The 19,582-nt window shown below is 69.3% G+C and carries 17 protein-coding genes; 8 read left to right on the forward strand and 9 right to left on the reverse strand.

Annotated features, from left to right (window positions below):
* Nucleotides 1-148: 148 nt before the first annotated feature.
* On the forward strand, nucleotides 149-1,201 hold the full coding sequence (gene trmB / locus ACZ5KW_RS10365) for an HTH-type sugar sensing transcriptional regulator TrmB (RefSeq protein WP_343777822.1): 1,053 nt from the start codon (nucleotides 149-151) through the stop codon (nucleotides 1,199-1,201).
* 95 nt (nucleotides 1,202-1,296) lie between these two features.
* Nucleotides 1,297-1,770 (forward strand): universal stress protein, encoded by a 474-nt coding sequence (locus tag ACZ5KW_RS10370; protein ID WP_343777824.1) that lies wholly within the window; start codon nucleotides 1,297-1,299, stop codon nucleotides 1,768-1,770.
* Between the two features lie 36 nt (nucleotides 1,771-1,806).
* On the opposite strand, the gene ACZ5KW_RS10375 is transcribed toward ACZ5KW_RS10370, so the two are convergent.
* Entirely contained in the window at nucleotides 1,807-2,481 is a 675-nt protein-coding gene (locus tag ACZ5KW_RS10375; RefSeq protein ID WP_343777826.1) for a DJ-1/PfpI family protein, read from the reverse strand.
* Between the two features lie 76 nt (nucleotides 2,482-2,557).
* Nucleotides 2,558-5,782 carry a carbamoyl-phosphate synthase large subunit gene (gene carB, locus ACZ5KW_RS10380; RefSeq protein WP_343777827.1) on the reverse strand — a complete coding sequence of 1,075 codons (3,225 nt, stop codon included), beginning with the start codon at nucleotides 5,780-5,782 and terminating at the stop codon, nucleotides 2,558-2,560.
* Between the two features lie 195 nt (nucleotides 5,783-5,977).
* Here carB and ACZ5KW_RS10385 point away from each other — a divergent pair, with 195 nt between their 5' ends.
* Nucleotides 5,978-6,997, forward strand: a complete 1,020-nt coding sequence (locus ACZ5KW_RS10385) for a hypothetical protein (RefSeq protein WP_343777829.1) — start codon at nucleotides 5,978-5,980, stop codon at nucleotides 6,995-6,997.
* Nucleotides 6,998-7,101: 104 nt separating this feature from the next.
* Here ACZ5KW_RS10385 and ACZ5KW_RS10390 read toward each other — a convergent pair whose 3' ends face one another.
* The 4 genes from ACZ5KW_RS10390 to ACZ5KW_RS10405 form a co-directional block, all read right to left on the reverse strand.
* Nucleotides 7,102-7,326 carry a hypothetical protein gene (locus tag ACZ5KW_RS10390; protein WP_343777831.1) on the reverse strand — a complete coding sequence of 75 codons (225 nt, stop codon included), beginning with the start codon at nucleotides 7,324-7,326 and terminating at the stop codon, nucleotides 7,102-7,104.
* A 140-nt stretch (nucleotides 7,327-7,466) separates the two neighbouring features.
* Entirely contained in the window at nucleotides 7,467-8,000 is a 534-nt protein-coding gene (locus ACZ5KW_RS10395; protein ID WP_343777832.1) for a DUF5815 family protein, read from the reverse strand.
* 60 nt (nucleotides 8,001-8,060) lie between these two features.
* Nucleotides 8,061-8,366: a hypothetical protein gene (locus ACZ5KW_RS10400; protein WP_343777834.1), complete on the reverse strand. Its 306-nt coding sequence runs from the start codon at nucleotides 8,364-8,366 to the stop codon at nucleotides 8,061-8,063.
* Nucleotides 8,367-8,456: 90 nt separating this feature from the next.
* Entirely contained in the window at nucleotides 8,457-10,679 is a 2,223-nt protein-coding gene (locus tag ACZ5KW_RS10405; RefSeq protein WP_343777835.1) for a CDC48 family AAA ATPase, read from the reverse strand.
* A 250-nt stretch (nucleotides 10,680-10,929) separates the two neighbouring features.
* On the opposite strand from ACZ5KW_RS10405, the gene larC reads away from it, so the two are divergent.
* On the forward strand, nucleotides 10,930-12,360 hold the full coding sequence (gene larC, locus ACZ5KW_RS10410) for a nickel pincer cofactor biosynthesis protein LarC (protein WP_343777837.1): 1,431 nt from the start codon (nucleotides 10,930-10,932) through the stop codon (nucleotides 12,358-12,360).
* 42 nt (nucleotides 12,361-12,402) lie between these two features.
* Here larC and ACZ5KW_RS10415 read toward each other — a convergent pair whose 3' ends face one another.
* Nucleotides 12,403-12,735 carry a hypothetical protein gene (locus ACZ5KW_RS10415; RefSeq protein WP_343777839.1) on the reverse strand — a complete coding sequence of 111 codons (333 nt, stop codon included), beginning with the start codon at nucleotides 12,733-12,735 and terminating at the stop codon, nucleotides 12,403-12,405.
* 557 nt (nucleotides 12,736-13,292) lie between these two features.
* On the opposite strand from ACZ5KW_RS10415, the gene aspS reads away from it, so the two are divergent.
* From aspS to ACZ5KW_RS10430, 3 genes are all read left to right on the forward strand, one after another.
* The gene (gene aspS / locus ACZ5KW_RS10420) at nucleotides 13,293-14,597 is read left to right on the forward strand and encodes an aspartate--tRNA(Asn) ligase (RefSeq protein WP_343777840.1); all 1,305 of its coding nucleotides are present in this window, start codon (nucleotides 13,293-13,295) and stop codon (nucleotides 14,595-14,597) included.
* A 275-nt stretch (nucleotides 14,598-14,872) separates the two neighbouring features.
* On the forward strand, nucleotides 14,873-15,175 hold the full coding sequence (locus tag ACZ5KW_RS10425; RefSeq protein ID WP_343777842.1) for a hypothetical protein: 303 nt from the start codon (nucleotides 14,873-14,875) through the stop codon (nucleotides 15,173-15,175).
* Nucleotides 15,172-15,864, forward strand: coding sequence for a DUF4382 domain-containing protein (locus ACZ5KW_RS10430; protein ID WP_343777844.1), 693 nt, complete (start codon nucleotides 15,172-15,174; stop codon nucleotides 15,862-15,864). The genes ACZ5KW_RS10425 and ACZ5KW_RS10430 overlap by 4 nt, the downstream gene beginning before the upstream one ends.
* A 285-nt stretch (nucleotides 15,865-16,149) precedes the next feature.
* Here the strand turns inward: ACZ5KW_RS10430 and ACZ5KW_RS10435 are convergent, their stop codons facing one another.
* Nucleotides 16,150-16,845: a VTT domain-containing protein gene (locus tag ACZ5KW_RS10435; protein ID WP_343777846.1), complete on the reverse strand. Its 696-nt coding sequence runs from the start codon at nucleotides 16,843-16,845 to the stop codon at nucleotides 16,150-16,152.
* Nucleotides 16,846-16,906: 61 nt separating this feature from the next.
* On the reverse strand, nucleotides 16,907-17,734 hold the full coding sequence (locus ACZ5KW_RS10440) for an NAD(+)/NADH kinase (RefSeq protein WP_343777848.1): 828 nt from the start codon (nucleotides 17,732-17,734) through the stop codon (nucleotides 16,907-16,909).
* A gap of 288 nt (nucleotides 17,735-18,022) precedes the next feature.
* On the opposite strand from ACZ5KW_RS10440, the gene ACZ5KW_RS10445 reads away from it, so the two are divergent.
* Nucleotides 18,023-19,570, forward strand: a complete 1,548-nt coding sequence (locus ACZ5KW_RS10445; protein WP_343777849.1) for a KaiC domain-containing protein — start codon at nucleotides 18,023-18,025, stop codon at nucleotides 19,568-19,570.
* The last annotated feature ends 12 nt before the right edge of the window (nucleotides 19,571-19,582 follow it).

A 19,582-nucleotide genomic window follows, 5' to 3' on the forward strand; every position in this document is an offset into this window, starting at 1 on the left:
GGTCGGCGTCGACGTTTGCCGTCACGCCCGGCGTCGACGTTTGCCGTCGCACTCCGCGGCCCACCGGACTCGCAGGAGCCGGATATGAAAACGCGTACAACTCGGCTCATAGTAAAAAGCTAAATCCCCACCCCTCATTCGTCGTGACATGACTGACGATCTCCGCGACACGCTCGATCGCGTCGGGGACCGGTTCAACCTCGGCGAGTACGAGATCGACGCGTACCTCGCCGTGCTGGAACACGGTGAACTGACCGCGAGCGACATCGCCGATCGGACCGACATTCCACAGCCGCGGGTGTACGACACCGTCCGGAGCCTCTCCGACCGCGGTCTCGTCGAACTGCGCGAGTCGCGGCCGATGAAGATCGTCGCCGTCGACCCCGAGGACGCCTTCGGCGACCTGCGCTCCTCGTTCACCGAGATGGTCGACGAACTGGAGGCGCGCTACACGGCCCCGACCCGAGAGACCGAGGCGGTGTCGCTCGTGAAGTCGCGCTCGACGATCCTCCGCTACCTCGAAGAGGTTATCGCCAACGCCGAGTACGAGCTCGCGGTCTCGCTCACGCCGGGGCTCCTCCGCCGGTTCCGCGACGAACTCGCCGCGAAGGTCGCCGAGGGCGTCAGCGTCGAACTGCTCGTCACGCCCGCGTCGAACGCGCCGAACCCCGCGGAGTTCGACTACCTCGAAGTCTCGACTATCGCGCGGGCCCGCCGCGGGATCACTACGCCGGTCCTCGCGGTCGGCGACGGCGAGTACTCGGTGTACGCCACGCAGGACGCCCTGCGCGACGACCGCGAGCGCTACGGCGTCATCTTCAACCGCTCCGCGCTCGGCTTCCTCGTCTCCGGCTTCTTCGGGACGGTGCTGTGGACGACCGCCGAGACGCTCGCCACCGACGGCGCGGAACGACCGTTCCCCCGACGCTACGCCTCGATCCGGCGCGCCGTGAAGGACATCCGCGAGTTCGACGCCGAGGAGTTCTACGCGACCGTCGAGGGGCGCGACATCGAGACGGGCGCCGACGTGACCGTCCGCGGGAAGGTCGTCGACGTCGCGTTCGTCGACACCGAGGAGGTGGCGTCGCTGGTCGTCGAGACGGAGGACGGTCGCGTCGAGATCGGTGGCCGCGTCGCCGCCCTGGAGGACGTCGAGGGACAGAAGATCGTGATCGGCCGCGGGGAACCGCCGGCGCTGTAAAGCGGGGTGAGACGCGCCGTCGACCGGGTCGGGAGTCGGCACCCGCGACGCCCGCACCGACAGCGTATTTACGCCCCGGCTCTCATCGGTTCGACATGACCCTCGTCGTGGTGCCGGTCCGGTTTCCCCCCTCGTCGCACTCGGCGGCGACGCTCCGAGAGGCGGCTCGCGTCGCCGAGGAGCGCGACGCCGACCTCACGATCCTCCACGTCGATCTGTACCAGCGCTCGGGGGGCGTCTCGCGCAGCGACCTCAAGCGCGCGGTCGAGGAGCGCATCGGCCGACTCGACCGCGCGCGCTACGTCGTCCGCCGCGGCTTCCTCGTCGAGGAAACGATACTGGAGGAAGTCGTCGCCGAGGGGGCCGACGTCGTCGTCATCGGCTCGAAACAGGCCGGCCGCTGGCGGCGGATGGTCCAGAAGCTCCTCTCCGACCCCGACATCGACTCGTTCCTCCGCGGAGAGCTCGACTGTACCGTGATCACCGTCGACGCCGACGGCGAGACCACGCGCAGCGAGGCGGGCGGCGACGACGCCGCGCCGCTCCCGGACGACGGCGACGACGACTGAGCGCTTTCGCGGACCGGCGGCGTCTCTCCGACCGTTTCACTCGGTCGGATCGGTCGCTGCCGTGTCGATCGCTTCCGCGTCCTCCGCCGCCGCGACCTCGTACCGTCGCTCGTACTCGATGACGGTCGCGACGCGGTCGGCGACCGCTGCGCCGAACTCGCGCTCGACCGCGTACAGCGCCAGATCGATGCCGGAAGTGACGCCGCCGGCGGTAAGCAAGTCGCCGTCGTCGACGACGCGCGCGTCGACGACTCGCGCGCCGGACTCCCGTAGCTCCTCGACCGCGGACGCGTGTGTGACGGCGCGGCGGCCGTCGGTGACGCCCGCCTCGGCGAGCAGCATCGAGCCGGTACACACCGAGGCGATCCGGGTGCCCGACGCGTGGTGCGCGGCGAGCGCGCGGGGCACGTCGCCCTTCTGCGCTTCCGCCCACGCGCTCGCCTCCTCGTCACGCGCGCTCCAGCCGCCGCCGGGGACGACCAGCAGGTCCGGTGCGTCGTCGGCCTCGGGGTCCGAAAGCGTCCCGTCGACGCCGATCCGGGTCCCGTGACTCGCGGTCACCGCGTCCCGGTCGTCGAGCGTGACGTACCGGACGCGCCCGGCGCGGTCCTCACCGTCGGCGGCGTACTCGAGCGCGTAGTCGAACACCTCGTAGGGGCCGATCCCGTCCAGTTCGTCGAACCCGTCGTACACCAGCACGTCGACGTTCATACCGACTCGGAGGCGGGCGGGCGGCTTGTGCGTTCCCCTCGGAAACGACGGCGGAGGTGTCGCCTCCGCCCGACGCTCACTCGCTCGCGCCCCAGTCCTCGACGCGCTTCGGGCGGTCGGAGACCGCCATCACGTCGAGGTCGTCGCCCGCGTGGTCGAGCGCCTCCAGCGCCGCCTTGGCCGACGCGTGCGTCGAGAAGTAGGTGATCTCCTCTTCGACCGCGACTTCGAGGAGGTCGCGCTGGCGCGAGACGATGAGATCGAGTTCACCGCGCTTGGCAGCCTCGATGAGGTCCGTCGCCTCGCTCAGTTCGAAGTGCTCGGCGTACCCCGCGACGAGCGCCTCGCCCGCCTCGGTGTCCGGGTCCGGGAACTCCTCGGCGGAGAGGTCGACGACGGCGGTGCCGGACTCCGGGATCGGCTTGCCCGTCGAGTCCTGCGCCTTGTCGTACGCCTTGCCGAAGGAGGTGGCCGTGCCCATCACTTCGCCGGTCGACTTCATCTCCGGGCCGAGCCGCGGGTCCGAGCCCGGGAGGCGGTCGAACGGGAGGACGACCTCCTTCACGCTGCGGTGTTCGGGAATCTGCTCGTCGACGTCGAGGTCGGCGAGCGTGAGGTCGTCGGTCATCACCTTCGCGGCGAGCTTCGCGATCGGGACGCCCGTCGCCTTCGAGACGAACGGGACCGTCCGCGAGGAGCGCGGATTCGCCTCTAACACGAACACCTCGCTTTCCGCCTCGGGGTCGTCGACCCCGGTCACCGCGAGTTGGACGTTGAGCAGGCCGACCGTGTCGAGCGCGCGGGCGATGTCCTCCGTGACCTCCCGCACCCGGCCCAGCGTCTCGTCGTCGAGCGAGCGCGGCGGGATCATACACGCCGAGTCGCCGGAGTGGACGCCGGCGCTCTCGACGTGTTCCATCACGCCGCCCAACAGTACGTCCTCGCCGTCGGCGACCGCGTCGACGTCCAGTTCGACCGCGTCGTCGAGGAACTGGTCGACTAAGATCGGCTTGTCGGGCGAGACGCGGACCGCCTCCTCGATGTACTCTTCGAGCTCGGCGTCGTCCTCGACGACCCGCATCGCGCGCCCGCCGAGGACGTACGAAGGCCGCACGAGGACCGGGTAGCCGATCCCGTGAGCGAGTTCGAGCGCCTCGGCCTCGCTCGTCGCGGTGCCGCCCTCGGGCTGGGCGATCCCCATCTCGTCCATCAGGACGTTGAACCGGTCGCGGTCCTCCGCGAGGTCCATCGCCTCGACGCTCGTCCCCATGATTTCGCAGTCGAGCCCGCGGCGTTCGAGCTCCGCCTCGAGCGGTTCGCCGATGTTCACCGAGGTCTGCCCGCCGAACTGGACCATCACGCCGTCGGCGCCGGTCGCCTCGGCCACGTCGGCGACCTCCTCGGCGGTGATCGGGTCGAAGAACAGCCCGTCGGAGGTGTCGTAGTCCGTCGAGACGGTCTCGGGGTTGTTGTTGACGACGTGGGCCTCGATGCCGAGCTCGCGGAGCGCTTGGATCGCGTGGACCGAGCAGTAGTCGAACTCGACGCCCTGCCCGATCCGGATCGGACCGCCCCCGACGACGACCACGCTGTCGACGCTCTTGTCGACGACCAGTTCGCCGGCCGCGGCGTCGCCCTTGAGCGGCCCGCGCTCGAACTCCGACTGGCGGGCCGAGTAGTAGTAGGGCGTCTCGGCGGCGAACTCGCCGGCGCAGGTGTCGACCTGCTTGTACGAGCGGCCGGGAACGTCCTGCTCGACCGCGCCGACGTCGACCTCGCCGCCGGCGAGCGCGGCTATCTCCGCGTTCGTGTGACCCGCGGTGGCCGCCTGCGTGAACTCGCCGTCCTGCGCGGCCTGCGCGGAGTCGCTGACCCGCTTGAACCGTTCGAGGTACCACGGCTTGATCCCCGTCAGTTCCTCGATGTCCTCGACGGTGTAGCCGCGGTCGAACGCCTCGAAGGTCGCGTACGGGCGGTCGGGGGAGGGGCGCTCGAGGTACTCGGTCTCGAGGGTGTCGTCGTCGACCGCCTCCCAGTCGACGGCCGGGTCGTACTCGGAGGAACGGAGCGACTTCAGCAGGCTCTCCTCGAAGTTCCGACCGATCGACATCGCCTCGCCGGTGGACTTCATCGCCGTCCCGAGCTCGAAGTCGACGTCGTCGAACTTGTCGATCGGCCACCGCGGCACCTTCGTCACCACGTAGTCGATGGCGGGCTCGAAGGCGGCGGTCGTCTCGCCGGTGATCTCGTTGTCTATCTCGTGGAGGCGCTTGCCCAGCGCGACCTTCGCGGTGACGCGGGCGATCGGGTAGCCGGTCGCCTTGGAGGCGAGCGCGGAGGAGCGGGAGACGCGGGGGTTCACCTCGACGACGCGGTACTCGCCGCCCGGCGTGCCGTCGTCGTGCCACGCGAACTGGATGTTACAGCCGCCCTGAATGCCCAGGTCGCGGATCACTTCGAGCGCCGCGTCGCGCATCTCCTGGTGCCCGTCGTCGGGGATCACCTGCGACGGGGTGACGACCGTCGACTCGCCGGTGTGGATCCCCATCGGGTCGATGTTCTCCATGTTACAGATGATGATACAGGAGTCGTCGGCGTCCCGCATCACCTCGTACTCCAGCTCGACCCAGCCCGCGATGGACTCGGTGATCAGCACCTCGCTGTTGCGCGAGAGCCGGAGTCCCTTGCGGACGCGCTCGACGAGCTCCTCGAACTCGTCGACGACGCCCGAGCCGGAGCCGCCGAGGGTGTACGTCGTCCGCGCGATGACAGGGAGACCGCCGACCGAGTCGACCGCCTCCTGGACGCGGCCGCGGAAGGCCTCCTCGTCGAAGTCGGTGACCGACTCGTCCTCGTCTAAGGAGATGGTGGTCGACTTCGGGACGGGCTGGCCGAGTCCCTCCATCCGCTGGCGGAACAGGTCGCGGTCTTCCGTCGCGTAGATGGTGTCGAGCGGCGTCCCCATCACTTCGACGTCGTGCTCCTCTAAGATTCCCTCCTCGGCGAGTTCGGCGGTGACGTTGAGTCCTGTCTGTCCGCCGAGTCCGGCGATGACGCCGTCGGGCTCTTCGATCCGGATAACCTCCGCGATTGCCTCGGGGGTGATCGGCTCGATGTACACCCGGTCGGCCGTCTCGGGATCGGTCATGATCGTCGCGGGGTTCGAATTCACTAAGACGACGCGGGCGCCCTCCTCCTGAAGGGCCCGACACGCCTGTGCGCCTGAGTAGTCGAACTCGGCCGCCTGTCCGATCTGAATCGGTCCGCTCCCGATAAGTAGAATCGTCCGGTCCTCGCTCATTACGCGGACGGAATACGCTCATCGTAATAAGGTCGGCGGTAGAGTACGAATCTCGCAGCAGTTTTTCGATTTTCGCAAGCTACAGCGTACCACGGTGGGCGGTGATCCGTGTCACTGTCGCGGATGAACCGAACCGACGGTCCGAGGCGTTCACCACAAGGAATTTACCGAGAACGGAGGCATTTCGACGCGACTATGCCCTGTTCCCGCCGCCGCGCCCTCCATCTGCTCGGCGCCGCCGCCGCGACCGCCGCCACCGCCGCCACCGCCGGGTGCTTCAGTTCCGGAAACCTCGAGGCGTACGCGCTCATCGCCGACGAGGCGGACCTCTCGCCCGTCGGGCGGCCGTACGTACGGCCCGACCCGAGCGAGATCAGCGCCGTGACCCGGATCGACTTCGCGACCGAGACCAAGGAGGCGCACGTCTCGGAGCTGTTCGAGACCGGCAGCACGACCGTGAAACAGTGGCCGCTCGTCGGCCGAGACCGGTGGGGAAAGGAGACGCGACCGCGACCGACGTTCCTCAGCCGGGACGGCAGTTACTACGAGGTCAGTATCGCCGACGAGCGGGTCCTCGAACGGGAGCGGTGGCACTTCGCCGTCGAACGGGTCGACGAGAGCCCGCCCGACGACGCGAGGGTCGCACGATCCCCGTTCGATCTCTCTGCGCAGGACGAGCGGGTACTGAACGCGGCGCTCGACGCGGTGTACGCGGACAGCGACGGCTTCCTCGGCACGCCCGAGTTCGACGAGCTACAGACCGTCGAGTTCCACCACGAGATAGACGTCGAGGCCAGCGAACTCGTTCCGGCGCCCCCCTTCGAGTTCGTCGAGTACAGCGACGAGCACTTCCGGCCGTTCACGGAACGACGGACCGTGCGCGTCCCCGAGTGGACGTACTCCGTCGAGAAAGTCGCGGACACGCGCAGCGAGCTCACCGAGTACACGAGGGACGTGATCGTCGAACGCGACCTGAACGCGTCCGGACTCACGGACGCCGCCCGCGGCGTCGTGGACGACGCGCTCGCCGAGGACCCGCGCCGCTACGAGGAGGGCGCCCCGCCCTCGGACGGGCTCCTCGCCGTGCTCGACGCGCTCGGCATCGCCGACGACCTCGAACCGATAGACAGCTACGACGATCGCGTCGACTTCCGGAACGTCGTCGCCGAGTACGAGGACGGGACCTACCGGTTCGACCTGATCGTCACGCCGTAACGTCGCCCTCGAGAGTAAGCCGCGTCGTCGCCGGATCGGTCGACCGCACACCCGCCGCTGACCGCGTACAGAGTTCGGAGTTCGGCGGTGCGTCGAGCCGACCGTCAGGTCCGGAGTCGGTACCGGTACGGCTGGTCCGCGATGACCTCGACCTCGCCGCGCTCGGCCCAGCGCCCTAACACCGTCGCGACCCGGTGCGGGCTGTCGATCGCTTCGCACTCCTCGCACTCCTCGACGAGCCCGAGGATCTCTCGCGCCGTCAACGGCTCGTCGGCCTCGGCGAGCACGCCGCGGAGCCGGTCGTACCGGTCGTATTCGCCGGCGCTCATACGTCTTACGTACGCACCCCGAATATATAGGGTTCAGTGAGACAGGAGTCGGACGACTGTCTGACAGGGAGTGACACGGACCGAGTTCGGGGGGCCAGGCCGGCTATCGGCGGCAGTCGCGAGTCGGGTCGCGACCGCGCCTACGCGTACGGGTCCTCGGCTTCGAGGTCGCGCTCGGCGCGGTACTGCTCGACGAACTCGGTCACGTCGAACTCGACCATCTCCCGCTCGAACGCCGAGAGCGCCTCGTCGTCGTCGGCGTGGCTCACGGCGTGTTCCATCAGTTCGACGACGAGTTCGACGACGATCTCGTGGAGGCGGCGAGAGTCGAAGTCGGTCACCCACGCCATCGCGTACCCGACGTCGGCGTTCTCGCTGGCGTCGTGCGCGACGACGGCCTCAGGGAACTCCTCTAACACGACGCCCAACAGGTGCGGCGTGTCGAACTCGGGCATCTCCTCGCTGGTCGTGTCGATCGCCTCCCTGAGCACGTCGACCAGGAAGTCCGGCAGGAACCGCTCGGGCGGGTGGACGTCCATCACGACCGCGTGCGTCTCGCCGCAGGCGCAGTCGTACTCGCGCATCCCGAGGTCCAGATCGCCGACGCCGACCGTCTCCCCGCAGGGCAGCTCCAGCGCGTTCTCGTCGCCGCCGGGGACGCGGGGTTGAGACATACCCGCCTTACGCCGTTCGCGTGGTTAAAAGACGCGGAACTGCTCGCTGCGTCACCCCGCTCACTCGGGGTTCTCGGCGCTCGGGTCGTCTCCTGTGTCTGCCTCGCCGCTCGCGCCGTCGGCGTCAGCATCCTCGTCTGTCTCGGCGCCCGCTTCCTCGTCGGCCTCGGCGCCCGCTTCCTCGTCGGCCTCGGCGCCCGCTTCCTCGTCGCCGCCGTGGGCCTCGACCTCCGCTTCCACCTCGATCTCGATCCCGTTCGCCTCGTAGGTCGCCTCGATCGCCTCGGCGTCCTCGCGTTCGATCTCTAGCTCGTCCCGGTCGACCTCGACCTCGACCTCCACGTCGACGGTGACATCGTCTGGCATACTCGATTCTCGGTACGGGTCGCGCCCTCAAAAGCGGTCGGTAGCGCGAGCCGGGTGCGTGGTGACCGCTGTCCCCGAGCGGGACCGCGCCTACTGGAACCCGATCCGGCCGCCGGTGTCGCGAAGCGACTCGCCGCCGCCGCCCTTGAACTGCTCTCTGACGTCCTCGTAGTACGCGAGGATGTCGTCGTTTATCGTCGGCCGCACCGACTCCATGGCGCGCCGGAAGTGCTTCATCTCCACCTCTTCGGCGTCGTCGTCGTCACGGAGCGCCTCGATGGCGGCCTCGCGGGCGATCCCCTCGAGGTCGGAGCCGACGTAGCCGTCGGTGATCTCGGCGATCTCGCGGAGGCTCACGTCGGGCGCGAGCGGCGTGTTCTCGGTGTGGATGTCGAGGATCTGCTCGCGGCCCTCCTGGTCGGGCTGGCCGATCATCACCAGGCGGTCGAACCGGCCCGAGCGCAACAGGGCGGGGTCGATCATGTCCGGCCGGTTGGTCGCGCCGATCACCATCACGTCGCCCATGTCCTCGAGCCCGTCGAGCTCGGTCAACAGCTGGTTGACGACGCGCTCGGAGACGTTGTTCCCCATCTCCTGCCCCCGAGACGGCGCGAGGCTGTCGAGCTCGTCGAAGAAGATGATCGTCGGGCTGACCTGGCGGGCCTTCCGGAAGGTCTGCCGGATCGCTTTCTCGGACTCGCCGACCCACTTCGAGAGCAGCTGCGGGCCGCGGACCGAGATGAAGTTCGCGTTCGTCTCGTTGGCGACGGCTTTCGCCATCAGGGTCTTCCCGGTGCCGGGCGGGCCGTACAGCAGCACCCCCTTGGGCGCGTCCACCCCCATCCGGTCGAACTTCTCCGGGGAGGTGAGCGGCCACTCCACGGACTCTTGGACCTGCTGTTTGGCCTCTTCGAGCCCGCCGACGTTGTCCCACGATATCTTCGGCAGCTCGACCAGCACCTCCCGCATCGCCGAGGGCTCCACCTCGTTTAACGCGCCCGAGAAGTCGTCGCGCTTGACGATCATCCGGTCGATCAGGCTCGGTGGCACCTCCTCCTCGTCGAGATCGATCTCGGGGAGGTAGCGGCGCAGCGCCTTCATCGCGGCCTCTTTCGTGAGGCTCTCGATGTCGGCGCCGACGAACCCGTGCGTCTCGTCGGCGAGGTGGTCTAAGCTCACGTCGTCCGACAGCGGCATCCCGCGGGTGTGAATCTGGAGTATCTCCTTGCGGCCCACCTCGTCGGGGACGCCGATCTCGATCTCGCGGTCGAACCGACCGGGACGGCGGAGCGCGGGGTCGACGCTGTCGACGCGGTTCGTCGCCCCGATGACGATCACCTGTCCGCGCGTCTCCAGCCCGTCCATCATCGTCAGCAGCTGCGCGACGACGCGTCGCTCGACCTCGCCGGTGACGTCTTCGCGCTTGGGCGCGATCGAGTCCAACTCGTCGATGAAGATGATCGAGGGCGACTCCTCTTTCGCGTCCTCGAATATCTCGCGGAGCTGCTGTTCGGACTCGCCGTAGTACTTCGAGATGATCTCCGGCCCGGCGATCGAGAAGAACGACGCCGAGGTCTCGTTGGCGACGGCCTTCGCGAGCAGCGTCTTCCCGGTGCCCGGCGGCCCGTGGAGCAGGACGCCCTGCGGCGGCTCGATCCCGAGCTTCGAGAAGATCTGCGGGTGTTTCATCGGCAGCTCGACCATCTCGCGGACGCGCTGGATCTCCGACTGGAGCCCGCCGATGTCCTCGTACGTGATTCCGCCGCCCGTCTTCTCGAAGCCGGAGATCGGCTCCTCGCGCAGTTCGACCTCCGTGTCCTCGGTGATGAGACAGACGCCGTCGGGCTCCGTCTCGACCGCGATCAGCGGGATCGCCTGTCCGGGCGACCGCATGAACGGGTGGTTCGTCGACGACATCACGGGCACGATGTCGCGCTCGACGACCGGCCGCTTGAGGATCTGGCGTTTCACCATGCCCGCGGCGTCGGAACCGAACTGCACCGACGCCTCCTCGGGCGGGGCCAAGACGAGCTTGTCGGCCTTCTCGGCCTCCGCCTTCCGGATGGTGACCCGCTCGCCGATGCCGACGTCGGCGTTCTGTCGGGTGAATCCGTCGACGCGGACGGTGTCGGTGTTCCAGTCCTGGCGGTCGGCGCGCCAGACCTTCGCGGCGGTGGTCTCCGCGCCCTCGATCTCGATGATGTCGCCGGGCGAGAGCTTCAAGTGTAGGAGCGTGTCGGGGTCGAGCCGGGCGATACCGCGCCCCGAGTCGTTGGGGTACGCCTTCGCCACTTCGAGTTGAACTTCGTTCATGATTCCTCGCGGGGGATGGTCGTATCTGGATCCGGTCCGGGAATAAGCCTGTTGCCCGCATCGGGACGGCCGGTTCGCGCCGGGCGATCGGCGACCGCGAAAGACTGTGCCATCATATAGCACGGTACGGAGTCTGGTCTTAAAACCCCGTCGTAAGTGTGCGTATTCGCCGTCGATCGGGGGGGCCCGTTCGTATCGACCCTGGCCACCGATCCGGAGGTATTTGTCCGGCAGTCGCCTCGGGGGAGCCATGCGAACGCTCGTCTTCGACGGTCGGACCGGGGCCGCCGGCGACATGATCTGCGCCGCGCTGATCGCGGCCGGTGCCGACCCCGCGGTCCTCGACCCCGTGCGCGAAGCCCTCCCCGTCCGGTACGAGATCGGCGAGACCGAGAAGAACGGGATCCGCGCGACGACCGTCGACGTCCTCGTCGACGGCGGCGACGAGGCAGACTCCGGGTCGGAGCGCGACGGCGGCGGTGACACCGGGCACGGTCACACTCACAGTCACGGTCACACTCACAGTCACGACCACGGGCACGAAGACGGGGACGACCACGCTCGCGCACGCGATCACGACGACACGTCCGACGGAGACATCGCGGCCGACGGAGACGTCGCGGCCGAGGGCGCCGGCGTCCACCGGAGCTACCCCGAAGTCGTCGCCCTCGTCGAGTCGATGGGCCTCCCCGACGCGGTCGAGTCGACCGCGCTCGACGCCTTCGAACTGCTCGGTCGCGCCGAGGCGTCGGTTCACGGCACCGACCTCGACGAGACGCACTTCCACGAGGTGGGCGCGGACGACGCGATCGCCGACGTGGTCGGCGCGGCGCTGTTGGTCGCCGACCTCGATTCCGAACGCGTGGTCACGACGCCCGTCGCCGCCGGCGGCGGAACGGTCGATATGAGCCACGGAACGTATCCGGTTCCGGCCCCGGCGACGACCGAGATAGCGACCCGGTGCGGATTCCGGATCGCCGGAGGCCCGATCGATCGCGAACTCCTGACGCCGACCGGGGCGGCGATCCTCGGCGCGGTCGCCGACGGCGTCGACGCGGTACCGGACCTCGCGGTCGAGACCGCGGGCTACGGCGCTGGCGACGCCGACTTCGACCGTCACCCGAACGTCCTCCGCGCGCTCGTCGGCGACGGCGGACAGGGGGACCCCGAAGACGAGGGGGACCGTGCGGGCGCCGCCGACGGCCGACTCGTCCACGACGACATCGCCGTGCTGGAAACGAACCTCGACGACGCCGCGCCCGAGGTCCTCGGCGGGCTCCAAGAGACCCTCAAACGCGCCGGCGCGCGGGACGTGACGGTCGTCCCGACGACGATGAAGAAGTCCCGGCCCGGACACCTCGTGAAGGTGGTCTGTAAGCCGGCAGACGCCGAGGCGGTCGCCGAGCGTCTCGCCCGCGAGACCGGAACGCTCGGCGTGCGCCAGTCGGGCGCGAGCCACCGCTGGATCGCCGAGCGCGACTTCGAGACGGCGACGCTCCGGATCGACGGCGCGAACCGCGAGGTGGCCGTGAAGGTCGCCTCGACGACGGACGGGGACCTGTACGACGTCAGCGCGGAGTACGACGACGCGGCCGCCGTCGCCGAGGCCACGGGCCTCCCGATCCGCGAGGTTCTCCGCCGGGCCGAAGCGGACGTGTGGGAGGGGCTTACGAACGAGTGACTGGCCGCAACGGGCACTCGCTCGCCCCTCACCGTCGCCCGGTCAGTCGGGCGGGTCGACCCGCTCGACGCGCTCGGGGTCGACGCCGAAACCGTCGGCGAGCCGGTCGGCCACCAGCTCCGGAGCCACCGCCTCGGGGTCGACGGCCGCGTCCGCGACGCGGGCCTGTTCGTCGACCGCGAGGGTCGCGACGGCCTCGACCGTTGTGTCGTTGAGGCCGGGCTGGAGCCCGGCGATCTCTAGTTCTTCGACGCTGATGCCGTCGATTCGCTCGATCTGTGCTCTCGCGCCGGCGACGAGGTCGCCGGTCGCCGCCTGCGAGACGCGGACGGAGACCGTCGCCTCGACGGACGGCACGTGGTTGGCTGCTGCCATACTCCCCCGCCGCGAATCGAACGCGGCGCGGACGTCGTCACGGCTCGGCCGGCCGCTGCGGCCGGCGAGCCGGCGAGTCCGCGTCCCCGAGCGCGGGGCGACGAGGTCGCCGCCGGCGCTCGCGAGGGACACGGTCGTCGCTCGAGGCGCGTGACCGACAGCGACGGCTGGAGAGAACGGGGGTCTGGTCCGTCCCGCAGGGAAACTCCCCAGCCGACGCGCGCGTCACGCGGTCGGGCGGACGGACCGTGGGTTCGGAGTCCCGTAGCCGATCCCGTTCCACCCGAGAGGCGCGACGCTCGCGGACCGCGCGAGCATCGAGCGGGTGGAACGGGTCATCGTGGGTCTCCGGCGGCGCGGAGGGCGCCGTTGACGAGACAGTGTGCGGATTTCGTATTAAAATTATGCTCGTCACGAGACACCATGACACGCTCGAGTCGAACGAGCAGGTGTCGGCCGAGAACGCGTTCGAGACGGCCACACCATCGGGTTCCGCCGACGCTGAGACGACAAGCCTATGCCGGCCGCCCGACCAGTTTGTCCTAACACACGTCTCCATGATCGAGCGCATTCACACGTCGGACGTCGAACCGGACGCGGACGAGGTCGCCATCGCCGGCCACGTCCACGAGATCCGCGACCTGGGTGGCCTCGTCTTCCTCATCGTACGCGACCGCGAGGGCCTCATCCAGATCGTTTTCAAGGAGGAGCGCGAGCCGGAGCTGTTCGAGGCCGTTCAAGATGTCGGCGCGGAAGACGTCGTCCGCGTCGTCGGCGAGCCGCTCGAAAGCGATCAGGCCCCCGGCGGCGTCGAGATCGCGCCGACCGAGTACGAGGTCATCGACGAGGCGGACTCGCCGCTCCCGCTCGAGATCTCGAAGGACATCGAGGTCGACCTCTCCACCCGACTCGACAACCGCGCGCTCGACCTCCGGAAGCCGGAGACGCTCGCCGTCTTCACGCTGCGGTCGGAGCTCATCACGGCGATGGAGGAGTGGTTCGACGACGAGGGGTTCGTCGACATCAAGACCCCGCTCATCTCGAAGGGCGGCGCCGAGGGCGGTGCCGAACTGTTCCCCATCCTCTACTACAACCAGGACGCGTTCCTCTCGCAGAGCCCGCAGCTGTACAAGCAGATGCTGATGGCCTCCGGCTACGAGGCCGTCTACGAGACCGGCACGGCGTTCCGCGCGGAGGACTTCGCGACCTCTCGACACGTCTCCGAGATCGCGATGTTCGACGTGGAGCTGGCGTACATCGACGACCACGACGACGTGATGGACGTCCAAGAGGAGTCGCTGCGGTACGCGCTCCGTGAGGTCGCGGAGAACGCCGAACGCGAGCTCGACTTGCTCGATGTCGACCTCGAAGTCCCCGAGGACGACTTCCCGCGGATCACCTTCGACGAGGCCCTCGACATCCTCGAGACCGAGTACGGTCACTTCCCGGACGACCCGACCGACCTCGACACGAAAGGCGAGAAGCTGCTCGGCGAGCACTTCGAGGAGCAGGGCCATCCCGCGTTCTTCGTCGTCGGCTACCCCGACGAGAAGTTCTACTACATGCAGGACGTGCCGGACGACGATATCGCCTCCCGGAAGTTCGACCTCATCTACAAGGGCCAAGAGCTCTCCTCGGGCGGCCAGCGCGAACACGACGTCGAGCGCATGGTCGAGGAGATGGAGTCCGAGGGCGTCGAGACCGCTAACTTCGAGTTCTACATCGAGGCGCTGAGTTACGGCACGCCCCCGCACGGCGGCTACGGGCTCGGTATCGACCGCCTCGTTCAGAAGGTCGCCGGCCTCGACAACATCAAGGAGGCGATCATGTTCCCGCGCGACCCGAACCGGCTGGAGCCGTAGGTCGCCTCTCCGCTTTCCGCGGTCGACCCAGCTTTTCCTCTTCCCTGTCGCGGGTGCGAGCGGCCGATCAACGAGCGACTGCGACGGCGGTCGCGGCCGCGCTCGCGAGCCCGTCCGAAGCGGCCGAACCGCGGGCGTTTTATGTGTCAGCACTCAGTCCGCGGTCCACGCCTTCGACCCGCCGCAGTCCCCCGATTAAACCCGGTTAAATCGGGGCAAATCCGGGTGAACGGCGTCGGGTGTTGAAGTGGGTCGCGCCCCGAGTGGAAATCGCAATGAACGCAACCAGAACCGCGCTGACCGCGGCGCTCGCCGCGGTGGTACTGATCGGAACCGGCGCCGCCGCCGGTGCCGTGGCGGCCGCTCCCGGCCCCGACGACGCTCCGGGCGGTCAGGAGGCCGGCCCGCCGAGCGACCTGCCGGAACAGGTGCCCGACTTCGTCGGTGGCATCTTGGATAGCGTCAACGAGTTCCTCTCCGGCAACGTCAGCGACCTCGGCGAGACCGTGAGCGACGTCGCCGGCGGCGACGCGCCCGACGAAAACGCCACTGACGGCGACGGCGGTGACGACGCATGACCGACGACGCCACCGCGGTCGACCGCCGTCAGTACCTTCAGCTGACCGGCGTCGCCGCGCTCGGGACGGTCGGACTCGCCGGCTGCGTCGGTCGCGCGACCGGGACGCTCGCGACGCGGGTGACCGACCAGCCCGCCGACATCGGCGACTTCGAGTCGCTTATCGTCACCATCGAGGGGTTCTGGCTCGGTCCCGAGGGCGCCGAGCCCGAAACCGACGAGGAGTCCGACGACGGGGAAGCCGACGACGACCAGGCGGAGATGAACGAGACCGACGGCAACGAGACGGACGGCGGGGACGCTCCCGCCGGTCGGGAGTACTTCGAGTTCGACGAGTCGCAGGAGGCCGACCTCGTACAGCTTCAGAACGGAGAGACGCAGCTGGTCGACGAGCGCGAACTGGAGACCGGCGACTACCCGTACCTCCAACTCGACGTCTCCTCGGCCGACGGGACGCTCACGGACGGGAGCGACGCGACCGTCGACCTCCCGGGGAACGCACCGCTGATGTTCAACGAACCGTTCGAGATCCGCGAGAACACGCAGACGACCTTCACCGCCGACTTCGCGCCGGTGCTTCGAGGGAACGGTCGATACCTCCTCCGCCCGGTCCCGAGCGGCATCGAGGTCGAGTACAGCGACGAGACCGGCGAGGAGTCAGGCGACACCAACAGCTCCGACGACGCCTGACGACGACGTAGTCTCCCGGTCCCCCGTTGGAGTCGCGGTCGCGTTCGGATCCTCGCGCCGGTGTACTTGGCGGCGAGCGGTCGCATCGCGACTTCGGGGTTAGGGCTGGGTTCGGTCCCCGGGGTTCGGGGACCGGGGGAATGCGCGCAGCGTCGCGGTCGGTCCCCGCGTCGAGGGTCAGAGGCACACGACCCGCACGATCGCCCGCGCGACGACGCTCCGGGCGGTCTCCGTTTTCTCAGTTCGGTTTCGTCCCACTCCTACCGGTCCGCTTGCGACACCGCTTCAGGGCGACGCCGTCGCGTCGGGGCGAACGAACGTCCGATAGAGCGGCCCGGCGAGCACCAGCGTCCCCACCGCGGCCATGCCGAGTATCACGGTCGGGTCGACGAGGGAGCCGCCGGCCGCGGTGAGGCGATCCAGCGACACGCCGACCGCGATGCCGCAGACGACCCACGGTAGTTCACCGATCGCCGTCCCGATCGCGAACGGACGAGTACTAACCCCGGCGGCCGCGGCGCCGACGGTCACCGCGTCGGAGGGGAGCGGCAACAGGCGGGTGCCGGCCACGGCGCGCACGCTGCCGGACTCCGCCGCGAAGCGTTCGCCGGCGCGACAGAACCGGCCGGCGATCCCGGACCGCCCGCCCTCCTCCGTCGCTCCTCGAAGCCGGAGCCGTCCGGCGCGAGCGAGCGCGTACGGAAGGGCCGCCGTGCCGACGACGAGCGCGAGCGCGAACGGCGTCCCGACCCAGCCGTACCCGAAGCCGACGGCGACCGCGAGCAGCGTCGTCGGCCACGCGAGAAGGGGCCTGAAGGCCGCGAGCGCGACGACGGCGACCCCGAACCGCAGGGGGTCCGTCGCGAGCCAGCGGAGCCGCGAGAGCGCCGCTTCCGGCGAGGCCGCGAGCGCGAGCGTCGCCACCGCGGCGACGACGACGCCCGCGACCGCGTACCCGCCGAGCGTCGATCGCCGATTCACGCTCTGGGGTCCGCAGTCGCTCGATAAACGCTTTGTGGGTCCTCGATCCGCGACGCCCGACTCACGACAGCTTCCCGAGCGCCTCGAAGAAGTCCGACGGCGGCCCGGCGATCCGTATCGGCGGCGCGGTCCGTTCGATCGTGATCTCGACCGGGCCCTCGAGCGTGGCAGTGTCGCGCCCGTCGCTGGCGACGGTGGCGCCCGCGTCGTTTTCGACCGCGACGGTGACGGTCGCGTCGGTGTCAACGACGAGCGGGGGCATCCCCTCGTCGGCGACCATCTCGTTGACGACCAGTCCGTCGACCGCGGGATGGACGAGCGGCCCGCGCTCCGAGAGGTTGTACGCGGTCGACCCCGTCGGCGTGGCGACGAGGACACCGTCTGCGTGCCCCTCGCCGTACGTGGCGCCGTCGACCCGCACCTCGTAGTCGATCCCCCCGCCCGGGCCGCGGCGGTCGCCCTGGACGACGATCTCGTTCGCGGCCGGGGTCGAGGTCCAGTCGCCGGCGCTGGCGGTGAGGCGCGGCGCCTCGCGGACGTCGAGGCCGCAGTCGCGGAACGCTCGGACTTCGGCACGGAGGGCGGTCGCGGCGTCGGCCGGGGAGACGGCGTTGAGAAAGCCGACCTCGCCGAGGTTCACCCCGACGATGGGGGTGTCACCGGCGTTGCGCGCGACGAACAGGAACGTCCCGTCGCCCCCGACGGCCACGACGAGGTCGCAGTCGTCGAACGCCTTGACCGACCGCGCGTCGTCGCCGGCGTCGAGCGCCGCGGCGGTCTCCTCGTCGAGCCAGACGGCCTCGCCGGCGTCGACGACGACGTCTCTGAGCGTCGCCGCGAGCGACGCCGCGCGCTCGCTGCCCTTTCGCGCCACGATGCCCACTTCCATACCCGGTCCATCCCCGTCCCCGGGTAAAAGCGTGCGGACATCGGGCGAACGCGCCGCGGTCCGGGACCGCCCTGTAACCGTCCGCCGGAGCGCGTTCGCCCGGTCGTCGGGAGCGGTCTCGGCGCCGAGCGTCGCGCGCTTTTGCCACTCGGCCGGACGAGTTGGCCCGGAGCGTCCGACTCTCGCTGGATCGGACGCGTTCTCAGAACCTGAAACGCGGCCGGAAAGTTTCAAGCCACTCGGTCGCCTTGCTCGGGTCATGTCGACCCCCCACGGGCGACGAACAGAATGAGCGAGGAGGACGACTGGTTCGAGCGAGCGTTACGCGAGACCGACGAGGAGTCCGACGAGCGACCGGTGGGTGGGCCGGAGTCCGACTCCGCCGACGCGGAGACGGACGGGGAAGCGGACGAGACCGATCACGGGGACGAGGACGCGCCGGCCGATCCCGAGAGCGCGGCTGACCCAGAGAGCACGACCGACGACACCGAGTCGGTCGACCCCTTCGGCGGCGCGGTCGACGAAGCTAGCGACGACGGAGGTGCGACCGATCCGTTCGGCGGGGGCGGCGAGAGCGACGATGATCCGGGCGACGGCGGCGACCCGTTCGGTGGCGGAAGCGAGTCGTTCGCCGATCTCGGTGGCGGGGATGACGGTGGGGGTGGCGATCACGACGGACTCGACGCTCCGGCGAACGGAGACGAGCCCGCGGACCGGTCGACCAAGGGGGTCCCCGCGGACGCGTTCGGTGACCTGAGCGGCGACGGTGACGAAGACTTCGGTTCCTTCGGCGGGAGCGGCTCCTTCGGCGGGGACGACCCCTTCGGCGGGAGTGGCGACCCGGAACCAGACCCGGGCACGGGATCCGCCTCCGGCACGGGCCGCGATCCCGAGCCCGCTGACGGTAGCGGAGACCCGTTCGGCGAGGACGACCCGTTCGGCGGCAGCCGCGGTGGGAGCGGCACCGGCGATTCGGGCGGCGGATCGCCGAGCGACGGCGGTGGCGCCGACCCCTTCGGCGGCTACCGCGGCTCCTCGGGCGGAAGCGACGACGACTTCGGCTTCGGGGAACTCGGCGGCGGTGCCGGCGGGGGGGACACGGCCGACTTCGACGTCGATCCCGACGAGTTCGAGTCGGAGATCGATCGGACCGACATCGGGATCAAAGGCCTCGACGACATGATCCTCGGCGGCGTCCCTCGCCGGTCGCTCCTCTCGGTCATCGGGGGCGCCGGGACCGGGAAGACGACGTTCGCGCTCCAGTTCCTCAACCACGCCCTCGAATCGGGTGAGAAGGGCGTGTACATCACCCTCGAACAGACCCGCGAATCGATCTTCGACACGGCCGACGAGAAGGGGTGGTCGTTCCGCGAGCACGCCGACGAGGGTCGGCTCGCCGTCGTCGCGATCGATCCCATCGAGATGGCCAACTCGCTCGCGTCGATCCGGAACGACCTCATCCGGCTCATCGCCGAGTTCGACGCCGACCGGCTGGTGCTCGACTCCGTCTCCCTACTGGAGATGATGTACGACCACCCGGCGAAGCGTCGGTCGGAGGTGTTCGGGTTCACGCGCTCGCTGAAGGAGGCGGGCGTGACGACCCTCCTCACCTCCGAGGCGAGCGAGGACACCGCGTACGCGTCGCGTCACGGGATCGTCGAGTACCTCACCGACGCGGTGTTCGTCCTCCAGTACGTCCGCGGGTCGGACTTCCGCGAGACGCGACTGGCCGTCGAGATACAGAAGATCCGCGACGCGAACCACTCCCGCGAGACGAAGCCGTACGACATCACCGACACCGGTATCTCGGTGTACGATCAGGCGAACATCTTCTGAACCCCAAGAGAT

Source organism: Halorubrum ejinorense (genome assembly GCF_055389685.1).

Bases quoted from the DNA above. Each gene is read 5' to 3' on its own strand.
- trmB (WP_343777822.1), top strand. From the start codon at position 149: ATGACTGACGATCTCCGCGACACGCTCGATCGCGTCGGGGACCGGTTC.
- ACZ5KW_RS10370 (WP_343777824.1), top strand. From the start codon at position 1,297: ATGACCCTCGTCGTGGTGCCGGTCCGGTTTCCCCCCTCGTCGCACTCG.
- ACZ5KW_RS10375 (WP_343777826.1), bottom strand. From the start codon at position 2,481: ATGAACGTCGACGTGCTGGTGTACGACGGGTTCGACGAACTGGACGGG.
- carB (WP_343777827.1), bottom strand. From the start codon at position 5,782: ATGAGCGAGGACCGGACGATTCTACTTATCGGGAGCGGACCGATTCAG.
- ACZ5KW_RS10385 (WP_343777829.1), top strand. From the start codon at position 5,978: ATGCCCTGTTCCCGCCGCCGCGCCCTCCATCTGCTCGGCGCCGCCGCC.
- ACZ5KW_RS10390 (WP_343777831.1), bottom strand. From the start codon at position 7,326: ATGAGCGCCGGCGAATACGACCGGTACGACCGGCTCCGCGGCGTGCTC.
- ACZ5KW_RS10395 (WP_343777832.1), bottom strand. From the start codon at position 8,000: ATGTCTCAACCCCGCGTCCCCGGCGGCGACGAGAACGCGCTGGAGCTG.
- ACZ5KW_RS10400 (WP_343777834.1), bottom strand. From the start codon at position 8,366: ATGCCAGACGATGTCACCGTCGACGTGGAGGTCGAGGTCGAGGTCGAC.
- ACZ5KW_RS10405 (WP_343777835.1), bottom strand. From the start codon at position 10,679: ATGAACGAAGTTCAACTCGAAGTGGCGAAGGCGTACCCCAACGACTCG.
- larC (WP_343777837.1), top strand. From the start codon at position 10,930: ATGCGAACGCTCGTCTTCGACGGTCGGACCGGGGCCGCCGGCGACATG.
- ACZ5KW_RS10415 (WP_343777839.1), bottom strand. From the start codon at position 12,735: ATGGCAGCAGCCAACCACGTGCCGTCCGTCGAGGCGACGGTCTCCGTC.
- aspS (WP_343777840.1), top strand. From the start codon at position 13,293: ATGATCGAGCGCATTCACACGTCGGACGTCGAACCGGACGCGGACGAG.
- ACZ5KW_RS10425 (WP_343777842.1), top strand. From the start codon at position 14,873: ATGAACGCAACCAGAACCGCGCTGACCGCGGCGCTCGCCGCGGTGGTA.
- ACZ5KW_RS10430 (WP_343777844.1), top strand. From the start codon at position 15,172: ATGACCGACGACGCCACCGCGGTCGACCGCCGTCAGTACCTTCAGCTG.
- ACZ5KW_RS10440 (WP_343777848.1), bottom strand. From the start codon at position 17,734: ATGGAAGTGGGCATCGTGGCGCGAAAGGGCAGCGAGCGCGCGGCGTCG.
- ACZ5KW_RS10445 (WP_343777849.1), top strand. From the start codon at position 18,023: ATGAGCGAGGAGGACGACTGGTTCGAGCGAGCGTTACGCGAGACCGAC.